The sequence below is a fragment of the Stenotrophomonas sp. CCNWLW162 genome (assembly GCF_037203745.1).
Taxonomy (GTDB): domain Bacteria; phylum Pseudomonadota; class Gammaproteobacteria; order Xanthomonadales; family Xanthomonadaceae; genus Stenotrophomonas; species Stenotrophomonas maltophilia_AQ.
Window position 1 is genome coordinate 1 of record NZ_JBBCBL010000015.1, and the last position, 19,164, is coordinate 19,164.

General features: G+C 68.0%; 16 protein-coding genes. 7 read left to right on the top strand and 9 right to left on the bottom strand.

All coding sequences use genetic code 11. The annotated features are described in order from the left end of the window. Positions 1–194: 194 nt before the first annotated feature. Positions 195–1,061 carry a protease HtpX gene (gene htpX / locus V9K93_RS20430; protein WP_019336842.1) on the bottom strand — a complete coding sequence of 289 codons (867 nt, stop codon included), beginning with the start codon at positions 1,059–1,061 and terminating at the stop codon, positions 195–197. 93 nt (positions 1,062–1,154) lie between these two features. Here htpX and gluQRS point away from each other — a divergent pair, with 93 nt between their 5' ends. The 3 genes from gluQRS (at position 1,155) to phaR (ending at position 3,562) form a co-directional block, all read left to right on the top strand. After that, complete coding sequence (gluQRS, locus tag V9K93_RS20435; RefSeq protein WP_136639847.1) at positions 1,155–2,075, top strand: tRNA glutamyl-Q(34) synthetase GluQRS; 921 nt, start codon at positions 1,155–1,157, stop codon at positions 2,073–2,075. Positions 2,076–2,092: 17 nt separating this feature from the next. Beyond that, a complete protein-coding gene (locus tag V9K93_RS20440; protein WP_136639846.1) occupies positions 2,093–2,833 on the top strand; it encodes a beta-ketoacyl-ACP reductase in 741 nt (246 codons plus the stop codon). A gap of 183 nt (positions 2,834–3,016) precedes the next feature. Beyond that, positions 3,017–3,562: a polyhydroxyalkanoate synthesis repressor PhaR gene (gene phaR, locus V9K93_RS20445; RefSeq protein ID WP_012511655.1), complete on the top strand. Its 546-nt coding sequence runs from the start codon at positions 3,017–3,019 to the stop codon at positions 3,560–3,562. 75 nt (positions 3,563–3,637) lie between these two features. Here phaR and V9K93_RS20450 read toward each other — a convergent pair whose 3' ends face one another. From V9K93_RS20450 to V9K93_RS20475, 6 genes are all read right to left on the bottom strand, one after another. Further along, the gene (locus tag V9K93_RS20450; protein ID WP_253079391.1) at positions 3,638–4,594 is read right to left on the bottom strand and encodes a TraB/GumN family protein; all 957 of its coding nucleotides are present in this window, start codon (positions 4,592–4,594) and stop codon (positions 3,638–3,640) included. Between the two features lies 1 nt (position 4,595). After that, positions 4,596–5,525, bottom strand: coding sequence for a DUF1684 domain-containing protein (locus tag V9K93_RS20455; RefSeq protein ID WP_046985044.1), 930 nt, complete (start codon positions 5,523–5,525; stop codon positions 4,596–4,598). 11 nt (positions 5,526–5,536) lie between these two features. Beyond that, positions 5,537–7,441 (bottom strand): DNA mismatch repair endonuclease MutL, encoded by a 1,905-nt coding sequence (gene mutL, locus V9K93_RS20460; RefSeq protein WP_295379845.1) that lies wholly within the window; start codon positions 7,439–7,441, stop codon positions 5,537–5,539. Between the two features lie 98 nt (positions 7,442–7,539). Further along, on the bottom strand, positions 7,540–9,105 hold the full coding sequence (locus V9K93_RS20465) for an N-acetylmuramoyl-L-alanine amidase (RefSeq protein WP_337303125.1): 1,566 nt from the start codon (positions 9,103–9,105) through the stop codon (positions 7,540–7,542). Between the two features lie 82 nt (positions 9,106–9,187). Next, the gene (tsaE, locus tag V9K93_RS20470) at positions 9,188–9,670 is read right to left on the bottom strand and encodes a tRNA (adenosine(37)-N6)-threonylcarbamoyltransferase complex ATPase subunit type 1 TsaE (protein WP_046985047.1); all 483 of its coding nucleotides are present in this window, start codon (positions 9,668–9,670) and stop codon (positions 9,188–9,190) included. Next, on the bottom strand, positions 9,667–11,151 hold the full coding sequence (locus tag V9K93_RS20475; protein WP_046985048.1) for a bifunctional ADP-dependent NAD(P)H-hydrate dehydratase/NAD(P)H-hydrate epimerase: 1,485 nt from the start codon (positions 11,149–11,151) through the stop codon (positions 9,667–9,669). The genes tsaE and V9K93_RS20475 overlap by 4 nt, the downstream gene beginning before the upstream one ends. Before the next feature lie 23 nt (positions 11,152–11,174). Here V9K93_RS20475 and queG point away from each other — a divergent pair, with 23 nt between their 5' ends. Further along, positions 11,175–12,245, top strand: a complete 1,071-nt coding sequence (gene queG / locus V9K93_RS20480; RefSeq protein WP_337303126.1) for a tRNA epoxyqueuosine(34) reductase QueG — start codon at positions 11,175–11,177, stop codon at positions 12,243–12,245. Positions 12,246–12,289: 44 nt separating this feature from the next. Then, entirely contained in the window at positions 12,290–13,621 is a 1,332-nt protein-coding gene (xseA, locus tag V9K93_RS20485) for an exodeoxyribonuclease VII large subunit (RefSeq protein WP_337303127.1), read from the top strand. 550 nt (positions 13,622–14,171) lie between these two features. On the opposite strand, the gene V9K93_RS20490 is transcribed toward xseA, so the two are convergent. Then, positions 14,172–15,068: a M48 family metallopeptidase gene (locus V9K93_RS20490; RefSeq protein WP_337303128.1), complete on the bottom strand. Its 897-nt coding sequence runs from the start codon at positions 15,066–15,068 to the stop codon at positions 14,172–14,174. 88 nt (positions 15,069–15,156) lie between these two features. After that, entirely contained in the window at positions 15,157–17,043 is a 1,887-nt protein-coding gene (locus V9K93_RS20495; protein WP_136639756.1) for a formylglycine-generating enzyme family protein, read from the bottom strand. An 84-nt stretch (positions 17,044–17,127) separates the two neighbouring features. Between V9K93_RS20495 and rnd the strand changes: the two genes are divergently transcribed. Then, the gene (rnd, locus tag V9K93_RS20500) at positions 17,128–18,204 is read left to right on the top strand and encodes a ribonuclease D (RefSeq protein WP_046985304.1); all 1,077 of its coding nucleotides are present in this window, start codon (positions 17,128–17,130) and stop codon (positions 18,202–18,204) included. A 177-nt stretch (positions 18,205–18,381) separates the two neighbouring features. Further along, positions 18,382–19,134: a hypothetical protein gene (locus V9K93_RS20505; protein ID WP_248298509.1), complete on the top strand. Its 753-nt coding sequence runs from the start codon at positions 18,382–18,384 to the stop codon at positions 19,132–19,134. Positions 19,135–19,164 lie beyond the last annotated feature (30 nt).

The window sequence follows — 19,164 nt, forward strand, 5'->3', positions numbered from 1 at the left end:
GTGCGCCACCCTACGGGCCGGCTACGCCGTTCCACGCTGCTCCTGCAGCGCGGTGCACGAGCAAAGAAAGTGACACCTCTCCGCAGACGCGGAAACGATCCGCCGGGCACGACCCGGCATCAGCAATGCATCCCCGCAAACAAAAACGCCCGGCGCGAGGCCAGGCGTTCCTGCACTACCTTGGAAGCGGAGGCTTACGCCACCGTAGACGCCCGCAGTGCGGCAATGCGCTCTTCCAGCGGCGGGTGGCTCATGAACAGCTTCTTCGCCGTCGAACCGGCAATACCGAAGGCGGCGATCTGGGTCGGCAGCGTGCTCTGGCCGTGGTTGAGCTGCAGGCGCTCCAGCGCGGCGATCATCTTCTGGCGGCCGGCCAGCGAGGCACCGCCGGCATCGGCACGAAACTCACGGTGACGCGAAAACCACATCGCGATCATGGTGGCGAACAGGCCGAACACCATCTCCAGCACGAACACGATGATGTAGTACGCAAAACCGCGGCCGCCGCCTTCGCGGTTGCCCGACAGCGCGCTGTCGATGATGCCGCCGACCACGCGGGCCAGCACGATCACGAAGGTGTTCAGCACACCCTGCAGCAACGCCATGGTGATCATGTCACCGTTGGCGACGTGGGCGATCTCGTGGCCCAGCACTGCTTCGGCCTCGTCTTCGCTCATGTTGTGCAGCAGGCCGGTGGACACCGCCACCAGCGCATTGTTGCGGTTGGCACCGGTGGCGAAGGCGTTGATCTCCGGGCCCTCATACACCGCCACTTCAGGCATGCCGATGCCGGCCGCCTTGGCCTGGCGCTCGACGGTGGCCAGCAGCCAACGCTCGGTCTGGTTGCGTGGCTCGGTGATCACCACCGCACCGGTGGAGCGCTTGGCCATCCACTTGGACAGCAGCAGCGAAATGAAGGAGCCACCGAAACCGAAGATGCCGGCCATGATCAGCAGGCCGCTCATCTTGCTGGGGTCGGTTCCCGTCAGCGACATCACGATGCTGGCCAGGATCAGCACGGCAAAGTTCGTGGCCAGGAAGAGGGCTATACGGGTGAACATGGGAAATTCCGGCTCGGAAGGGGTCGATATCGATCAATTTGCGGTGCGGTCAGCTTGAATTCAAGCGCCAACCTGACCGACGATTCAGCCTGCATGACCTCCCCCATTCCCTGCGGCCGCTTCGCGCCCTCGCCGACCGGCCTGCTCCACCCCGGATCCCTGCTCGCCGCCTTCGGCAGCTGGCTGCTCGCGCGCCATCACGGCGGCTTGTGGCGGCTGCGCATCGAAGACGTCGATCCGCCGCGCACCGTGCCCGGTGCCGCCGAGTCACAACTGCGGGCACTGTCCGCGTTCGGCCTGGTCCATGATGGCCCGATCCTCTGGCAGAGCGCCCGTGGCGAGGTCTACCAGGCCGCACTGGATGTGCTGCTCGCCGATGATCTGGCCTTCATCTGCCACTGCAGCCGCAGCGAGCTGGCTGCCAGCGGCGGCATCCACCATCGCTGCGTTGCGCGGCAACCAAGACCGGACCCGGCCGTCCGCTTCCGCGTGCCGCCTGGCAGCCTCGTGCACTTCGACGATGGCCTGCGTGGCCCACAGCAGCAGGACGTGCATGCCGAGGTCGGCGACTTCGTGCTGCGCCGCGCCGACGGCTGCTGGGCGTACCAGCTGGCGGTGGTGGTGGACGACGCTGCACAGGGCGTGACCGAAGTGGTGCGTGGCGCCGACCTGCTCGATTCCACCGCGCGGCAGATCCTGCTGCAGCAGGCGCTGGGCCTGGCGGTGCCGCGCTACTGGCATCTACCCCTGCTGCTGGATGCACCGGGCCACAAGCTGTCCAAGTCACTGGCGGCGCTGGCGGTCGACAGCACGCGACCGGTGCCGGTGCTGCGCCAGCTCTGGCAGCTGCTCGGCCAGGCCCCCGCCGCGCTGGACCACGCGCAGGATCTGGACACGCTGTTCGCCGCCGCGCAACGGGCCTTCGACCCGGCGCGGCTGCCGCGTACCGATATCCTGCTGCCGGCCGGCGCACTTTCCGCGCCGATGTTGCAGAATCCCCCTTCCCCCACCTGATTCCCGGACAGCATTCCATGACATCTCGCGTCGCACTGGTCACCGGCGGAACCGGCGGCATCGGTACCGCCATCTGCCAACGCCTGGCCGACCAGGGCCACCGGGTCGCCACCAATTACCGCGACGAAGCCAAGGCCCGTGCCTGGCTGCAGGCGATGACCGAACGCGGCTACAGCGTGTCGATCTTTCCAGGTGATGTCTCCGATCCGGACAGCGCCGAGGCGATGGTGCGCGCGGTCGAGGCCGAGCTCGGGCCGGTCGAGATCCTGGTCAACAACGCCGGCATCACCCGCGACACCACCTTCCACCGCATGCGCGCGGACCAGTGGCACGATGTGATCAACACCAACCTCAATTCGGTGTTCAACGTCACCCGCCCGGTGATCGAGGGCATGCGCCGCCGCGGCTGGGGCCGGGTCATCCAGATCAGCTCGATCAACGGCCTGAAGGGCCAGTATGGCCAGGCCAACTACGCAGCGGCCAAGGCCGGCATGCACGGCTTCACCATCTCGCTGGCCCGCGAGAATGCCGGCTTTGGCATCACCGTCAACACCATTTCGCCCGGCTACGTCGCCACCGACATGGTGATGGCGGTGCCGGAGGAAGTGCGCGCCAAGATCATCGCCGACATCCCCACCGGGCGCCTGGGCAGGCCGGAAGAAATCGCCTACGGCGTGTCGTTCCTGGTGGCCGACGAGGCCTCGTGGATCACCGGCAGCAACCTGGACATCAACGGCGGCCACCATATGGGCTGGTAAGCCGCGCACGGGGTGGTTGCAGCGCGCGCTGCCGCCCCCTGCCGAGAGTCATGCTGCGCAGCACGCAAACCCTTGTTGCGCAACATGATCGCCGCCGAAAGCCAAGCCTGGCGGGGGCTGAGGCGGTTGCAACGGCTGCTGCACTGCGCCATGCTGCGCGTCTACTGTGACGAGTACCGCTTCATGGCTGCGACCCGCATCATCAAGAAGTATCCGAACCGCCGTCTCTACGACACCGAGATCTCCAGCTACATCACCATCGAGGACGTGCGCCAGCTGATCCTGGACGGTGAAGACTTCGAAGTCCGCGATGCCAAGAGCGGCGACGACCTCACGCGATCGGTCCTGCTGCAGATCATCGCCGACCAGGAACAGGACGGCGAACCGATGCTGTCCACCCAGCTGCTGAGCCAGCTGATCCGCTTCTACGGCGATTCCCTGCAGGGCTTCATGGGCAACTACCTGGAGCGCAGCATGCAGGTCTTCCTCGACCAGCAGCAGCAGTTCCGCCAGCAGATGGGCAATCTGCTGGGGCAGACCCCGTGGGCGATGATGAACCAGCTGACCGAGCGCAACCTGGAGCTGTGGCAGGAGTTCCAGCGCAACATGGGCACCGGTTTCGGCGGCCCGCGTCCGGGTGGTACCGGAACGGGTACCGGCACCAGCACAGGTAACAAGCCGAACGAACCCGGCACCGGTACGGGTACCGGCGGCAAGACGCGCCGCTGAGCCATTGCTCCGGCTGGAACGAAAACGGCGCGCCCCTTGGCGCGCCGTTCTGTTTTGCAGTCCAGCCGCGATGCGTCAGCGTTTCGCCTTGCACCCCGTGCACACGCGCTCGACCTTGTAGCCCTTCGCCTTCAGCTTTTCGACCACGCCATCATTGCCGAGCAGGTGCAGTGTTCCAACCACGACCAGCGTACCGCCCTGCCCGGCCTGCAGGTACGGCAGCAGCTTGGGCACCCATGCATCATTGCGACCGGTGTTGATGCGCTGGTACAGCTGCGGATACTGCTGGCGCATCTCCGCCGCCATCTTGGTCCACAGCACGCGCTCATCGCCACGGCGCCAGGCGTCGTGCAGCTGGCGGGCCTGCTCATCGCCCTTGCCAGCCTGGTCCAGCGCCTCGGACAGCATCTGCCGCTGCTCCTGCACCGTCATGCCGTCGAGCATGCCGATCTGGGTATCGATGTCTTCCAGGCCCGCCGTCTTGCGGCCAGTCTTCTGCGCTCGCTCCATGAAGTGCCGATCCAGGCCAAGGGCCGGGTCCAGCCCCATCTTCTGCATCTGCCCGACCGAAATGCTCAAGCCGACAAACCATGGCTTCATGCCCTGCATCTGCGCCAGTGGCAGCTTGTTCTCGGTGGCGAACGTCTGCAGTTTCTGCCAGGTGGCGGCATCAAGATCGCGCTTGAGTTCGCTGCCATCGGTGCGCACCGCAGCCTGCACCATGCGGCTGGCCAGCTGCGGCGATTGCATGTCTTCGGGCGACAGCTCGAATACCACCCGCTGCGACGCCTCGAAGGCCTGTTCCACATCGGGCGACAACGGATAGTCCTGCGGCTTCAGCAGGTGGAACGAACCGAGCAGGTACACGCGTGCATCGCCGGGGCCGGTTACCTTCCACAGCAGGGGTACCGGCGGCTTGGCGGTACCGGCAGCAGCAACGTCAGCCGCGGGTGCATTGCGCGCCAACGCCAGTGGCGCGATCACACAGGCGGCCAGCAGCAGCGTGGCGCGGAACAACAATCTGATGGGCATCTCAGCCTTCTCCTTCAGGCAGGTGGTAGGCCTTCTCGCCCGCTTCCACGCGCAGGTCCAGCCGGTTTTCCGGTGGCGCCAACGGGCAGGTCGCATAGGCGGTGAACGCACACGGTGGGTTGTAGGCGTGATTGAAATCGATGCGTACCGTGCCGTCGGCGCCGGGCGCATCGGTGTCCAGGTAGCGGCCGGCCGGATAACTGCCGCGGCCGCTGGTGCGGTCGGCGAAGATCAGGAACAGCGGCTGCCCGGGAGCACCGATCGCCTCCAGCCGCCAGGCGCGTCCATCGCGCTCGAACTCGACCGCACCGGCATTCGGCATCTCAGTGGTCAGGCCGGTGATATCGACGATCGGCATGGTCTTGCCCGGCGGATGCGGGATGAAGCGCGCCTGCACCTGCCAGTCCGGACCACCCGGCCAGTACTCCAGGCCGGCGAAATCGCGGCGTGCCGGTGCGTCAGCGTGCTTGACCCGCAGCGCATCGCGCGGACCGCGGCGAATGATGCCGAGCTGGCCCTTGCCACCATCGAAGGCCAGCAGGGTCGGCTGCGGATCCTTGTCGGTGTCGATGCGGATGCGGCCGCGCACCGGCTGGCCGTCATGGCTGATCTCGGCGCCCGCTTCCGGGGTGAACCACCACTGGCTGCCTTCGCGGCGCAGCAGGCCCAGCTTGTCCGGGCCGACCGCCAGGCGGATGCCATTGGTGGCGCCGCTTCCGACGAAATGCGATTTGTTCGGCAGCCAATGCAGGCCAACCAGTGCTGTCCAGCCATCGGGCCGGGTCAGGTCCTGGTAACGCGCCACGCGCCACTGCTGCTGCGCGGTGGCATAGGCTGGATCTTCAGCAACGGCCGGTGCCGGCGGCGTCGCCGGGCTGCAGGCCGCCAACAACAAGGCGGCCAGCAGGCCGCCCATTCCCCGATAACGCATCGATGCTCCCCTCAACGTCCGCGCAGGAACCAGCGGTCGATCTCCGCCAGCGAAAAACGGGCCCAGGTCGGTCGGCCGTGGTTGCACTGACCGGACCGCTCGGTGATTTCCATGTCGCGCAGCAGCGCGTTCATTTCCGGCACGGTCAACCGCCGGTTGGCGCGCACCGCGCCGTGGCAGGCCATGGTCGACAGCAGCTCGTCACGTGCAGTTGCCACGCGGCGGCTCTGGCCATGCTCGCGCAGGTCGGTCAGTACGTCACGCAGCAGGCCTTCCGGTTCGGCGTGGGCCAGCAGCGCCGGAATACTGCGTACATGCAGCGAGCCAGGGCCGGCGCGGGTCACCTCGAAGCCGAGTGCGGCCAATGTATCCGCCTCGCTCTCGGCGGTATCCGCCTCGCGCTCACCCACCGCCAGCGTGATCGGCACCAGCATCGGCTGCGACTGCAGGCCGATGCCATCGTGCGCGTTCTTCAGCCGCTCGTAGCCGATGCGTTCGTGCGCCGCATGCATGTCGACCACGATCAGGCCTTCGGCATTCTCGGCCAGGATGTAGATGCCGTGCAGCTGCGCGATCGCATAACCCAGCGGCGGCACGCCGGCGTCGGCGCTGGTCACCGGCAGCCCGTTCTCGGTCGGCATCGGCGGTAACGCCGCCCCGCGTTCTGCACCGGAGGGCGCGGCATACAGCGCAGCGTAGGCGGCCGGTGCATCGGCTACCTGCAGGCCCAGCGGCTGCTGCGGGCGCCAGCCTGAGAATCCGCCACCACCACCACCGGAGCCAGGACCGGGTGCGGGACCGCGCACCAGCCCGAAACCGGAGGCGCCCGCGGTCGATGCCATCGGTGCAGCGGCCGCATCCACCGGATGCATGGCGCCAGCACCGATCTCCTGCGCCGACATGCCGGCGCGGGTATCGGCCAGCGCATCCTTCAGCGTGCGGTAGACGAAGTCATGGACCAGCCGCGAATCACGGAAGCGCACTTCGTGCTTGGCCGGATGCACGTTGACGTCGACGCGGGTCGGATCCAACTCCAGGAACAGCACGTAAGCCGGCTGGCGGCCGTGGTACAGCACATCGCCGTAGGCCATCTTCACCGCGTGGGCGACGCTGCGGTCGCGCACCGAACGGCCATTGACGTACAGGTACTGCTGGTCGGCGCTGGCCCGAGAATAATGCGGCTGCGCGATCCAGCCGTGCAGGCGCAGTCCGGCACCGCTGTGGTCCACGCGCACCGCCTGGTTGGCGAAGTCCTCGCCCAGTGTTTCAGCCAATCGCGTATCGGAGTACAGGTCGCCCGGCTTGTAACGGCGTGACGCCTTGCCGTTGTGCGACACGCGCAGTTCGACATCCGGCCGCGCCAGCGCCAGCGAACGCAGCCACTCTTCGATATGACCCAGTTCGGTGCGCTCAGCGCGCAGGAACTTGCGCCGCGCCGGCACGTTGTAGAACAGCTCGCGTACTTCCACGGTGGTGCCCGGCGCATGCGCGCGCGGGGTCACTTCGCCGATCTTGCCGCCTTCGATCTGCAGCGCCGAGCCATGCTCGTCATGCGCGCGGCGCGAGGACAGGGTGAAGCGACTGACCGAGGCGATCGACGGCAGCGCTTCACCGCGGAAGCCGAGCGTGGCCACCGATTCGAGATCGTCGAGGTCGGCGATCTTGCTGGTGGCGTGGCGTGACACCGCCAGCGGCAACTGCTCCGGCGCGATGCCACTGCCGTTGTCGCGGATGCGGATCAGGCGCACGCCGCCCTCTTCCAGGTCGATATCAACGCGGCTGGCGCCCGCATCGATCGCATTCTCGACCAGTTCCTTGACCACCGATGCAGGACGCTCGACCACTTCGCCGGCGGCGATCTGGTTGATCAGGATGTCCGGCAACGGCCGGATCGGACGCGGGCCGGGCGCGCTCATGGGACGGAATGGGCAGCAGACTTCATGGGTTGATGATAGCGGAGCCGCCCCTCCGCCGGGCATGGCCCGGCGCTACCCTACGCAATGCGTACCACGGGTTACTTGCTGCCACCGGCCATGGTGCCGGCGGCGTCGATCTCGGCCTGGGCGCGGGCCGCGTAGAGCGTGCCCGGCGGCGGCTGCCGGCTGAAGAAGGTATGCACGCCATCGAGCACCGCACCGGCGATCTTGCGCTGGTAGGCCGGGTCGATCAGGCGGCGCTCTTCGTCCGGGTTGGAGATGAACGCGGTTTCCACCAGCATCGCCGGCATGTCCGAAGTACGCAGTACCGCGAAGTTGGCACGCTCGATGTTCGGCTTGTGGTTGTTGCCGATCCGCTTCAGCCCGCCCAGCACGTGGCCGGCCGCGTCCTCGGACGCCTTCATGTAGCCGCTCTGGGCCAGGTCCAGCAGCACGTTGGCAAGCGTGCCTTCGGTCTGCTGCAGGCGCACGCCGCCGACCAGATCAGCCGCGTTTTCCTTGTCCGCCAGCCAGCGGGCGCGCTGCGAAGAGGCGCCCTTGGTCGACAGCACATACACCGATGAACCTGTTGCCGAGCGGTTCTCGGCAGCGTCAGCGTGGATCGAGATGAAGATGTCGGCCTTGTTCGCACGCGCCTTCTGCGCACGCATCGGCAGCGGAATGAACACGTCGCTGTCGCGGGTCAGGTAAGCCTTCAGGCCCGGCGTCGCGTTGACCTGGCGGGCCAGCTCACGCGCCACGGCCAGGGTCACATCCTTCTCGCGCTTGCCGGTCGGGCCGATCGCACCGGGGTCCTGGCCACCGTGGCCCGGATCGATGGCCACCACCAAGTGGCGCATGCCGGCCTGCATGCGGATGCGCGAGGCATCGCTGGGCATGACCGGGCGCGGCGGCACGACCGTCGTCGGTATCGGCGCGGGGGCCGTAGCCGGCGGATTGGTCACTACCGCAGCAGTGCGCTGGCCGGCGAGGATCGCGGCCGGCGAGGAAGAAGGCGTGCTGCTGGAGGTGGTACCGGCGGCGGCGACCTGGGCCGGCGCGGTGGACGGTGCCGGCGTCGGCGTGGCCGGTGCGGCAGCGGCCGCGCTGGCCTGCTGCTGCACCTGTGCCGTCAGCAGCGCCGTGGCACGCGCGGCGTCTGAACGCGACTGCGCGCTTTCGGCAGGCGTCGGCGCCGGTGCGGCAACCGGTGCCTGCGGCGGCGGCACGGTCGGCGTCGCCGCCGGACGGCTGGCGGCCACGGCCGGGCCATCACCCGGCCATTCGATCACCAGCTTGGATTCATTGCCCTCGCGCTGCATCTGCGGGCGGAACGGCGCCACCGATTCAGCGAGGTCGAAAACGACACGGAAGGTACCCGGCACCGGCTGTCCGGTACGCACCGCCGTGACCACGCCCTGCGCAGCCGGCATCTTCAGATTGCGTATCGCGCTGGAGTCCGGGAAATCGACCACCAGCCGGTTCGGACCCGCCAGCGACAAGGTCTTGTAGCCGCCGCTGCCAACCAGCGAGATTTCGGCGCGGGTACCGGTCGCGCCGGTGTTCAGCAGGACCTGGCGGACTTCGCCGGCCCACGCACTGACGCTCGCCAGACTCAGTCCGACGGCGGCACAGATGGCAATGAGACGGTTCCCCGGGCGCATGGCTCAGGATTCAATCACCGCGCTGAACGGAATGCAACACCTTTTTCCTTAATAATCCGTAACCTGCCGGTGTTTGTTCTCGTCAGCCGGCAGAAATGGCCTGCAAGTCGCCCCCTTTGGGAAGCCGTTCCAGCCATTCACGTCCTGCGTCGCTGGCCCCAGTGAGACGAACACGCCGCCCTTGCCCCTCGATTTCCAGGGCTACCACCAGGTCAGTCGGCGGCAACGCACCGGCCCCGCGCTCGGGCCATTCGACCAGCCACAGCACCGCGCTGCCCTCGTCCAGGCCGAGAAAATCCAGTTCGCCGGCCTGGCCGATGCGGTACAGGTCCAGGTGCCAGGCCTCGCCGCCACTGGCCAGTGGATAGCGCTCGACCAAGGTGTAGGTCGGGCTGCGGATCGCACCCTGTACCCCCAGCGCGCGCAGCAGTGCCCGCGCAGTGGTGGACTTGCCGGCGCCCAGGTCGCCACGCAGTTCGATCAGCGCCTGCGGCGGCCGGGTGGCCGCCAGCCACTGCCCGAGCAGTTCGGTGGCATCGCTGTCGGCAAGGAAGAAATCGATCATCGAGAGAGTTCCGGGTTGGCCAGTCGCCGCAGCGGCGACAGCAGATCAGTAGGAAGCAGGCCGCGCGCGCCATCGGCGGCAGCTACATCGCCCGCGAGCGCATGCAACAGCGCACCGGCCGCAGCGGCGTCGATGGCGGCCAGGCCCTGCGCGCGCAGGCTGGCGATGATGCCGGTGAGCAGGTCCCCCATGCCACCGACAGCCATGCCGGGATTGCCGGCGGCAATCAGTCGTGGCCGATGTCCTGGGGCGGCCACGATGCTGCCAGCCCCTTTCAGCACCACCACCGCGTGGAAACGTTCGGCCAGCGCCTGTGCGCAGGTGAAGCGGTCGGCCTGGATATCAGGCGTGCTGCAACCGAGCAGACGCGCAGCCTCGCCGGGGTGCGGCGTGAGAATGGCTTCGGGCAGTGCGCGCGGGTCCTGCGCCAACAGATTCAGGGCATCGGCATCGATCACCAACGGCTTGCCGCATGCCAGCACCCGCGCAAACAATGCGCGTGCCCACTCGTCCTGGCCCAGCCCGGGCCCGATCGCCACCACCCTGGCCTTGTCCAGCAGCGCCGGCAGTGCGTCGCCGTCTTCCAGCGCGTGGGTCATCGCCTCGGGCAGGCGTGCCAGCAACGGGCCGACATGGTCGCGGCGGGTGCCGAGGCTGAGCAGGCCAGCGCCCGCCCGCAGCGCCGCTTCGGCGGCCATCGCGATGGCGCCGCCGCTGCCGTGGTTGCCACCCACGCACAGCACATGGCCGGATTCGCCCTTGTGGGTATTGGCGCGGCGCGGCGGCAGCAGTACCGGCAAGCGAGCCTGGGTCCAGTGCTCCGCGGCGGGTGACACGCCCTGCCATGCGGCCGCGGGTAGCTGCAGCGGCGCCAGCACCTTATGGCCACAATGATCCAGCGCGTCGCCGGTATACAGGCCGCGATGCGGCACGATGAACTGCAGGGTCAAAGCGGCCTTCACGGCCACGCCCGGTACGGCACCGCGATCGGCATCGACGCCACTGGGGACGTCCAGCGCCAGCACCGGCGCCGTTTGCGCGTTGAGCGCGGTTATCAACGCCTGCGCCGCGCCCCCCGGCGCGCGGTCGAAGCCCAGCCCGAACAGGCCATCGACCCATATATCGGCCTCGGGCAGCGTGCCGTCGAATGCGGCAACAATGCCCCCCGCGCGGGCGAATTCCGATGCTGCACGCTGTGCCAGCACGGTTGACGGCGACTTCCCCGGCAAGGCGATCACCATCACCTCGCGCCCGGCCTGCAGCGCGTGACGGGCCAGCACATGGCCATCGCCGCCGTTGTTGCCCGCGCCGACCACCACGCCGATCCGCTGCGCCTGCGGCCAGTGCTGCAGCAGGCACTGCCAGGCGGCCTGGCCGGCCTGCGCCATCAGGCCCCAACCGCCCTCGGCGGCAAGCGCCGAGGCCTGCTCATCAAGCGCACGTGCGGCAGCGGAATCGAACAGATCGGCAAGGTTGGCCATGCGGGGATTTTATACTGGTGCACATGTCCCCCGTCCCCGCCCCTGTCGATCCGGCCCAGGCCGTGCAGCGCATCCGCGAACTGGCCCGTGCGCATGGCTTCCAGCGCTGCGGCATTGCCGGCATCGAGCTGGGCGAGGATGAAGCACACCTGGCCGACTGGCTTGGCCAGGGCCTGTACGGCACGATGGACTGGATGGCGCGCCACGGCACCCTGCGCGCCCGCCCGGCCGAGCTGCTGCCCGGCACCGTGCGGGTGATCTCGGTGGGCATGGATTACAGCCACAAGGACGACACCGAAGCCTGGGCAACCCTGGCCGATCCCGGCCGCGCCTACGTGGCCCGTTACGCGCTGGGCCGCGACTACCACAAGCTGATGCGCAACCGCCTGCAGAAGCTGGCCACGCAGATCAACGACGAAGTGGCCCCACTGGGCTACCGCGTGTTCGTCGATTCGGCGCCGGTGCTGGAACGCGCACTGGCGCGCAACGCTGGCCTGGGCTGGATTGGCAAGCACACCTGCCTGATCGACCGCCATGGCGGTTCCTGGTTCTTCATCGGCGAGATCTACATCGACATCCCTCTGCCGATCGACGCCCCGGCCAGCGCCCACTGCGGCACCTGCACGCGCTGCATCGATGTCTGCCCCACCCGCGCGATCACCGGCCCGCAGCGCCTGGACGCGCGTCGCTGCATTTCCTACCTGACCATCGAACATGATGGCGCCATCCCCGAGGACATGCGGCCGTTGATCGGCAACCGCATCTACGGCTGCGATGACTGCCAGCTGGTCTGCCCCTGGAACAAGTTCGCCAAGCGCACCGACGAAGCCGATTTCCGTGCGCGCAACCATCTGGACACCGCGCGCCTGGACCAGTTGTTCGCCTGGGACGAAGCCGAGTTCCTGCGCCGTACCGAAGGCAGCCCGATCCGCCGCAGCGGCCACGAGCGTTGGCTGCGCAACATCGCCGTGGCACTTGGCAACGCGCCGGCCTCGACCGATGCGTTGGCCGCCCTGCACACCCGCATCGACGATCCCTCGCCCGTGGTGCGCGAGCACGTGCAGTGGGCGCTGGCCCAGCACGGCGCGCGCTGACGTGCGATCCTGAGCGCCCTGCTCTGCCCGTCACCGCCGTACCCATGCAGCCACGCAACAACGACGTCCTCACCCCCAGCCAGCTCAACACCCTGGCCCGCGACCTGCTGGAAGGCAGCTTCCCGGCGATCTGGGTCGAAGCCGAGCTGGGCAGCGTGGCCCGCCCCGCGTCCGGGCACCTGTATTTCACCCTGAAGGATGCGCGCGCGCAGCTGCGTGCAGCGATGTTCCGGATGAAGGCGCAGTACCTGAAGTTCGTGCCGCGCGAGGGCATGCGCGTGCTGGTGCGCGGCAAGGTGACGCTGTACGACGCGCGTGGCGAGTACCAGATGGTGCTGGACCACATGGAGGAAGCCGGCGAAGGCGCACTGCGCCGCGCCTTCGAGGAACTGAAGGCACGCCTGGAAGCCGAGGGCCTGTTCGACCCGGCACGCAAGCGCCCGATGCCTGCACACGTACAGCGCCTGGCGGTGATCACCTCGCCCACCGGTGCCGCCGTTCGCGACGTACTGAGCGTGCTGGGCCGCCGTTTCCCGCTGCTGGAAGTGGACCTGCTGCCGACCCTGGTCCAGGGCAACAGCGCCGCCGCGCAGATCACCCGCCTGCTGCAGGCCGCTGATGCCAGTGGCCGCTACGACGTGATCCTGCTGACCCGCGGTGGTGGATCGCTGGAAGACCTGTGGACGTTCAACGATGAAGTGCTGGCTCGCGCGATCGCCGCCAGCCGCACCCCGGTGGTGTCGGCGGTGGGCCACGAAACCGACTTCAGCCTCAGCGATTTCGCCGCCGACCTGCGCGCACCAACGCCTTCGGTGGCAGCTGAACTGCTGGTACCCGATCAACGCGAACTGGCGTTGCGCCTGCGCCGCACGGCCGCGCGCATGGTGCAGCTGCAACGGCATACGATGCAGCAGGCCATGCAGCGCGCCGACCGCGCCCTGCTGCGCCTGAACGCACAGAGCCCGCAGGCCCGGCTGGACCTGCTGCGCCGCCGCCAGCTCGATCTGGGCCGGCGCCTGCATGCTGCATTCAATCAGCAGCAGGAACGCCGTGCCGCGCGCCTGCGGCATGCGGCGGCGGTGCTGCGCGGTCACCATCCACAGCGCCAGCTCGACGCGATGCAGCGCCGTCTGGCTGCCCTGCGGGGGCGCCCGCAGGCCGCGATGCAGCGTCTGCTGGAGCGCGACGCACTGCGCCTGCGCGGGCTGGCGCGTTCGCTGGAAGCAGTCAGCCCGCTGGCCACCGTGGCCCGTGGCTACAGCATCCTGACCCGCAGCGACGATGGCGCACTGGTGCGCCAGGTCGATCAGGTGCAGCCGGGTGACGCCCTGCAGGCCCGCGTCGGCGACGGCGTGATCGACGTGCAGGTCAAGTAAAGGGTTGTTCGGCAGGGCTGCGCCCTGCACCTGCCGAAGCGTTCAAGCGACAGCAACAGCCGAAGCAACAGCCAAGCTGGTATTCCGTGGGATGGCGGGGCGGTGTGGCTGTGCAGGACACGCCGTAAACCCATCCATGGGGGCTCGATGGCGCCATCCATGGCGCCAACGGTCCTGCACAGCCACACCACCCCACCCTCGACAGTTTCCCGGTGACGGTCGGTAGATCCACGCCACGCGTGGATGAATCTCCATCGAAATCGAATATTTCGAGTTGAGATCGACAGGCATCCACGCATGGCGTGGATCTACCGTGTCGACCAAGGTCGACACCTACCAACAGCAGCAGAAATCTGTCGAAGGCGGGGTGGGTCCGGTTGCGGGAGTGTCCGCGGCATGGATGCCGCGGCCAAGCCCCCATGGATGGGTTTACGGCGTCTCCCGCAACCGGACCCACCCCGCCATCCCACGGAATGCACGCTGTTGCTGTTGCTGTTGCTGTTGCTCTGGCTTGTAGCAGGTGCAGGGCGCAGCCCTGCCGAACAACCCTTTACTTTGCCCGCTCGCAGAACTTCTGCCGGTACTCGAGCGCCTTGGGCATCAGCGCCTGCAGGTTCTGGATGCGGGTACCCGGGTTGGGATGGGTCGAGGAGAATTCCGGTGGTGCCTGACCACCGCTGGCCTGGCCCATGCGCTGCCACAGCGGGACCGCCTCGCGTGGATCGAAGCACGCCGCCGCCGCCAGCATCAGCCCCACTTCGTCAGCCTGGGTCTCGTGGCTGCGCGCATACGGCAACAAGTAACCGTAGCCCATCGCCGACATCATCATCTGTTGCTGCTGCGCGTCCATGCCGCTGGCTGCGCCAGCCACCTGCCCGATCTGGGTCAGCTTCTGCTGGGCCATGCGCTGTGCACCATGGCGTAGCAGCGCATGGGCGATTTCATGGCCCATCACCACCGCCATCGCATCGCGGGTGCGCGCCACCGGCACCAGGCCGATGTACACCGCCATCTTGCCGCCCGGCAGGCAGAACGCATTGGCCTGCTCGGACGGGATCACGTTCACTTCCCACTGGAAATCACGCGCGAAATGCGCCGGCTGCACACCGTGCTCCTGCGCCAGTGCGGTCTCAACCACGTCCACTTTGGCGATCAGTCGCTGGGCGATGTCGCGCACGTCGCGTGCGATCGGCGCATTCGGGTCCATCGGCCGTTCCTGCGACAGGATCTGCTGGTAGGCCTGCAGCCCCAGTGCAGTCTCCTGGCGCGCATCCAGGCTGCTGTCGATCATCACCTTCTCGCCGGTGTAGGGATCGATCGTGCGGTTGGAGAACCAGTAGAACGCGGCGTAACCGGCGGCCAGCAGCAGCACCCACCAACGGATGTTGCCGAACAGGCCGCGCCGCTGCGGGCCCTGCTGCGAGCGGGAGAAGGGATCGTTGCTCATCGGGAGATCTTCCAGCAGCCCCGCCGGCCGGCGGGTACGGCGCAATCTTAGTGCGCCGATGCCCGTAGCGGGTGAAGCCGGACGCCGATCAGATGCCGCGCACCAGGCGGAAGCCGATGCGCGCGTTGGTGGTGTCTGAATCCTGTGACTGCCGCCAGGCGGCGCGGGTCTGCTCGGGCGCGTTGGCCCAGTTGCCGCCACGGATCACCCGGGCCCGGCAGCCCGGGTTGAACCAGGCCGCGCCATCGGAGGGCGCACGCCGGTAGCTGGCATGCCAGCAATCGGCCACCCATTCGCTGAGGTTGCCACCCATGTCGTGCAGGCCGAACGCATTGGCCCGGAAGCTGGCCACCGGTGCCGGCCCCCACCAGCCATCGCCATAACCGACGAAGGCGTTGTGCCAGTGCCGCCCCGAGGGCGACACATCCTTGCTGCCGGTAAAGTTGCCGCTGCCAGGCGGCGGTATGCCGGCGTCGCCCCACGGATAGCGGCCACTGCTGCCGCCACGCAGCGCGTACTCGAACTCAGCCTCACTGGGCAACCGGTAGCTGCGACCGGTCTGCTCGGACAACCAGGCCGCATAGTTCTCGGCGTCGCGCACGCTGACATGCATCACCGGGGCATTGCCCAGCGCGCGGGCGCCGTCGTAATCCGAACGCCAATCCACGCCGCTGCGGCGGATGAAATTGCCGCTGCGCTCGTCATAGACCACCGAATGTCCGCGACGGCTCGCACGTGGCCGCGCGTTGGTCGCCTTCACGTAGCGCTCGAAATCGCCAACCGTGACCTCGGTGATCGCCATCGCGAAGCCACGATCGAAACGCACGTAATGCGAGGGACGTTCGGAATCAGAGGCGCCCGGCTCCGCATCGCCTGCGCCCATCTGGAAGCCCCCATGCGGGACCACCACCATCTGCGGACCGCGGCCGCCGTCACGCATCGCATCGCTGAACACCTGGCCCGGTCGGAAGCTGCCATAGTGCGTGGCCAGGTCGATACGCTCGCGCAGCTGGGCTACCACCGGGTCACCCGGCAGGGCGATGCGCAGGGCTTCGCCCAGCTTCTCACGCGCCGGCTTCAGACCCTGTGGCGTGGTCAGGTCACGCAGGCCGTCGTCACGCAGCTGCAGCAATACGGTCGCCCGGATCTGCTCGATGCGCTCGAATGCATCGGCAATGGTCGGCGACGAGTCCCGGACCTTGCTGGCCTCGGCCAACCAGCTGCCGGCGCTGGCGAAATCACGCGCGCGCGCGGCCTCTTCTGCACGCCGGATCAGCCCGCTCTCAGCCGCTGCCAGGCCCTGGCGCGCCCGGCTGTTGTGTTCATCCAGCGCCAGCGCCTCGCGGAAATTGCCGATCGCACCGTCGCCGTCCTCGCCAATCCGGTCGGCGCGCAGGTCCTCTTCGCCGGCACGGTTGTAGGCCACCACCCGCTGCGCGTTCTCCACCCGGCCCTGCAGCGCCCGCACGATCTCGTCCTTGGGCGCCAGGGTCAGCAGCACCAGTGCCTGGCGGCTGGCCTCGGCCAGTGCTTCGCGCTGTTTCAGCGGGCGTACCAGCAGCGCATCGGCCTGCTGCTGCAGGCGCTGGCGCGCGCGCTGCAGGCCCAGTCGCGCCTGGCGGTCATCCGGGTCTTCTTCCTGGACCGCCAGCCACAGCGGGATGGCCGCGTCGGCGTCCTCGTACAGGCGGCCATCGGCGTACGCCTGCGTTGCGGCACGGCGCAACTGGGCCAGGCTGCGGCCCTGCCGGTCCACCCTTGGCGGCGTCCACTGCTGCACGTCCTCGGCGGCATCCTCGCCGGCGATGGTCACACTGCCCCGGGCCACCTGCGGGTTGTCATCAGCGCCCTTGTCCGCGGCCGGACGCGCTTCATCAGCAGTCGTCCGGTCCGCCGTCGCGGGGGGCGACGGCGTGCAACCGGCCAGGGCCACGGCCAGGGCGGTGCACAGCACGGACGACAGCGGAAAACGCAAGCGGGATCTCCTTCAGCACGGACGCGGACCGACGTTAGGCTATTCTCCCCTCCCTGAGCAAACCCGAGTAGTAGGCCCTGACCCGTGGCAACCTGGATCACCACCCCCACCGAGCTGGATGCGTACTTCCAGCAGCGCCCCTCCCGCATCGGCCTGGACACCGAATTCATTCGTGAACGCACCTTCTGGCCGCAGCTGGCGCTGGTGCAGATGGCGGTCGGCCAGGACATCCTGCTGATCGACCCGCTGATTCCCGGCATGACCGAGGCGCTGGCACCGTGGCTGGCCGACGAATCAATCATCAAGGTGATGCACAGCGCCAGCGAAGACCTGGTCGCCTTCAAGTGGGCCTGTGGCGTGCTTCCACGACCGCTGTTCGACACCCAGATCGGCGCGTCACTGGCCGGCATCGGCGGCGGCATGGGCTACCAGAAGCTGGTGGCTGAGATCACCGGCGTGGCATTGGCCAAGGGCGAGACCCGCTCTGACTGGATGCGCCGGCCGCTGTCGGAGTCGCAGCTGCAGTACGCCGCCGACGACGTCGAGCATCTGTTCGCGATGCATGACGCCATCGATGCCAAGCTGCAGGCGCTCGGCCGCCAGCAGTGGCTGCATGACGACGGCGAGCGCCTGCTGGCCAGCGTCGCCAATGACGAGGACCGCTGGCCGCACCTGTCGATGCGCTCGGCGCAGTTCCTTGATGCCGCCGCGCAGCACCGCCTGCTGCGCCTGCTGCGCTGGCGCGATGTGCAGGCACGCAGCAGCGACCGCCCGCGCAGCTGGATCCTGGACAACGAACTGGCGGCGACCCTGGCGCGTACGCCACCGGCCGACGCCGACGCGTTGGCCAAGCTGTTCGAGCAGTTCCCCAAGGCACCGCGCAAGCTCGCCGCTGCCGTGTGGCAGGCGCTGGACACTCCGCTGGCTGACGAAGCCGAAGCGCCACTGGCGTTGCCGGCCAACGACAGCAACAAGCAGGCGCTGAAAAAGCTGCAGGATGCGGTGGCCGAACGCAGCCGAGAGCTGGGCCTGCCCGATGGCATCCTAGCCTCGCGCAAGCACCTCGAAAGCTATCTGGAACGTCGCCAATGGCCTGCCGCACTGGCCGGCTGGCGCCAGCAGGAACTGGAATCGCGGCTGCAGGCACTGCTGCCCGCATAAGAAAACCGACCGCATCAGCCGCCCGGCAGGGGCGGCCCTGCCGATGATCGACAAGGACGTTGCTGCATGCCTGCGTGGCTCCAATCCGGCACATCACGATGGATGACAGCCTCGCTGCTGATGCTGGCGTCCAGCAGCATTGCAGCACCTTCCTGCCCACCCGCATCCGGAGTTGCCGTGGCACAGACGCCCGAGTCCATCAGCGAAGCCCTTTCGCGGGGCGACCTGCAAGCCGCAATTGAGGTGCTGCGCGATCCACAGCGTTATCGCGTGTTGTTCAAGGATCCGCACGGCGCGGAGCGCTACATCGCGCTGGCACAACAGGTCGCCGACGATGCCCCGCAGAACCCCTGCATCGATCGCAGCAGCCTGCTCAATGCCTACACCGTACTGGCCAGCGGGCTGGATCTTTCCCGCTCGGTCCACTACCTGGCACTGTCGGCCGCACTGATCGAACAGGATGCCGATGCCAGCGAGCAGGACACGCTCGAGCCTGCGCTGCACCCGCATGCCCTGATGCATGGCTACTTCGAAGCCGGCGGTGGACTGGCACTGGAAGGTGCTGTACCCGGCATCGATCGCGCCGAAGTCACCGCGTGGCGCTACGGCCACACCACACTGGCCTACCAGCCGGACCTGCTGCTCGCGTTCCCGCTGCGCATGGATGCCCGCCAACGCCAGCGCCTGTTCGAGGTGACCGGCTTCACCCTGCTGCCGGCATCGCAATGGCATGACGCCGCCGCACTTCGCGCCATCATCCGCAGCGATGCCTACCTTGACTGGCTGGAGTCGGCGCCCCTGCATCTTGCCTCGCGCTTGTCGATGGCATTGGAAGAAATGGCCACGCCGCCCTGGCCGGAGCATCTGCGTGCAGCCGGCTATCGGGTCCATGGCGGGACACCCGGGGATGATGGGGCCGATTCCGATTGAGCAACGAAAAGGGCGGCCCGGATCACCGGA

What these genes read in the sequence shown, in the direction of transcription:
- V9K93_RS20440 (WP_136639846.1), top strand. Translation starts at nt 2,093, where the DNA reads ATGACATCTCGCGTCGCACTGGTCACCGGCGGAACCGGCGGCATCGGT.
- phaR (WP_012511655.1), top strand. Translation starts at nt 3,017, where the DNA reads ATGGCTGCGACCCGCATCATCAAGAAGTATCCGAACCGCCGTCTCTAC.
- xseA (WP_337303127.1), top strand. Translation starts at nt 12,290, where the DNA reads ATGCAGCCACGCAACAACGACGTCCTCACCCCCAGCCAGCTCAACACC.
- V9K93_RS20475 (WP_046985048.1), bottom strand. Translation starts at nt 11,151, where the DNA reads ATGGCCAACCTTGCCGATCTGTTCGATTCCGCTGCCGCACGTGCGCTT.
- V9K93_RS20455 (WP_046985044.1), bottom strand. Translation starts at nt 5,525, where the DNA reads ATGCGTTATCGGGGAATGGGCGGCCTGCTGGCCGCCTTGTTGTTGGCG.
- gluQRS (WP_136639847.1), top strand. Translation starts at nt 1,155, where the DNA reads ATGACCTCCCCCATTCCCTGCGGCCGCTTCGCGCCCTCGCCGACCGGC.
- V9K93_RS20450 (WP_253079391.1), bottom strand. Translation starts at nt 4,594, where the DNA reads ATGCCCATCAGATTGTTGTTCCGCGCCACGCTGCTGCTGGCCGCCTGT.
- V9K93_RS20490 (WP_337303128.1), bottom strand. Translation starts at nt 15,068, where the DNA reads ATGAGCAACGATCCCTTCTCCCGCTCGCAGCAGGGCCCGCAGCGGCGC.
- htpX (WP_019336842.1), bottom strand. Translation starts at nt 1,061, where the DNA reads ATGTTCACCCGTATAGCCCTCTTCCTGGCCACGAACTTTGCCGTGCTG.
- tsaE (WP_046985047.1), bottom strand. Translation starts at nt 9,670, where the DNA reads ATGATCGATTTCTTCCTTGCCGACAGCGATGCCACCGAACTGCTCGGG.
- mutL (WP_295379845.1), bottom strand. Translation starts at nt 7,441, where the DNA reads ATGAGCGCGCCCGGCCCGCGTCCGATCCGGCCGTTGCCGGACATCCTG.
- queG (WP_337303126.1), top strand. Translation starts at nt 11,175, where the DNA reads ATGTCCCCCGTCCCCGCCCCTGTCGATCCGGCCCAGGCCGTGCAGCGC.
- V9K93_RS20465 (WP_337303125.1), bottom strand. Translation starts at nt 9,105, where the DNA reads ATGCGCCCGGGGAACCGTCTCATTGCCATCTGTGCCGCCGTCGGACTG.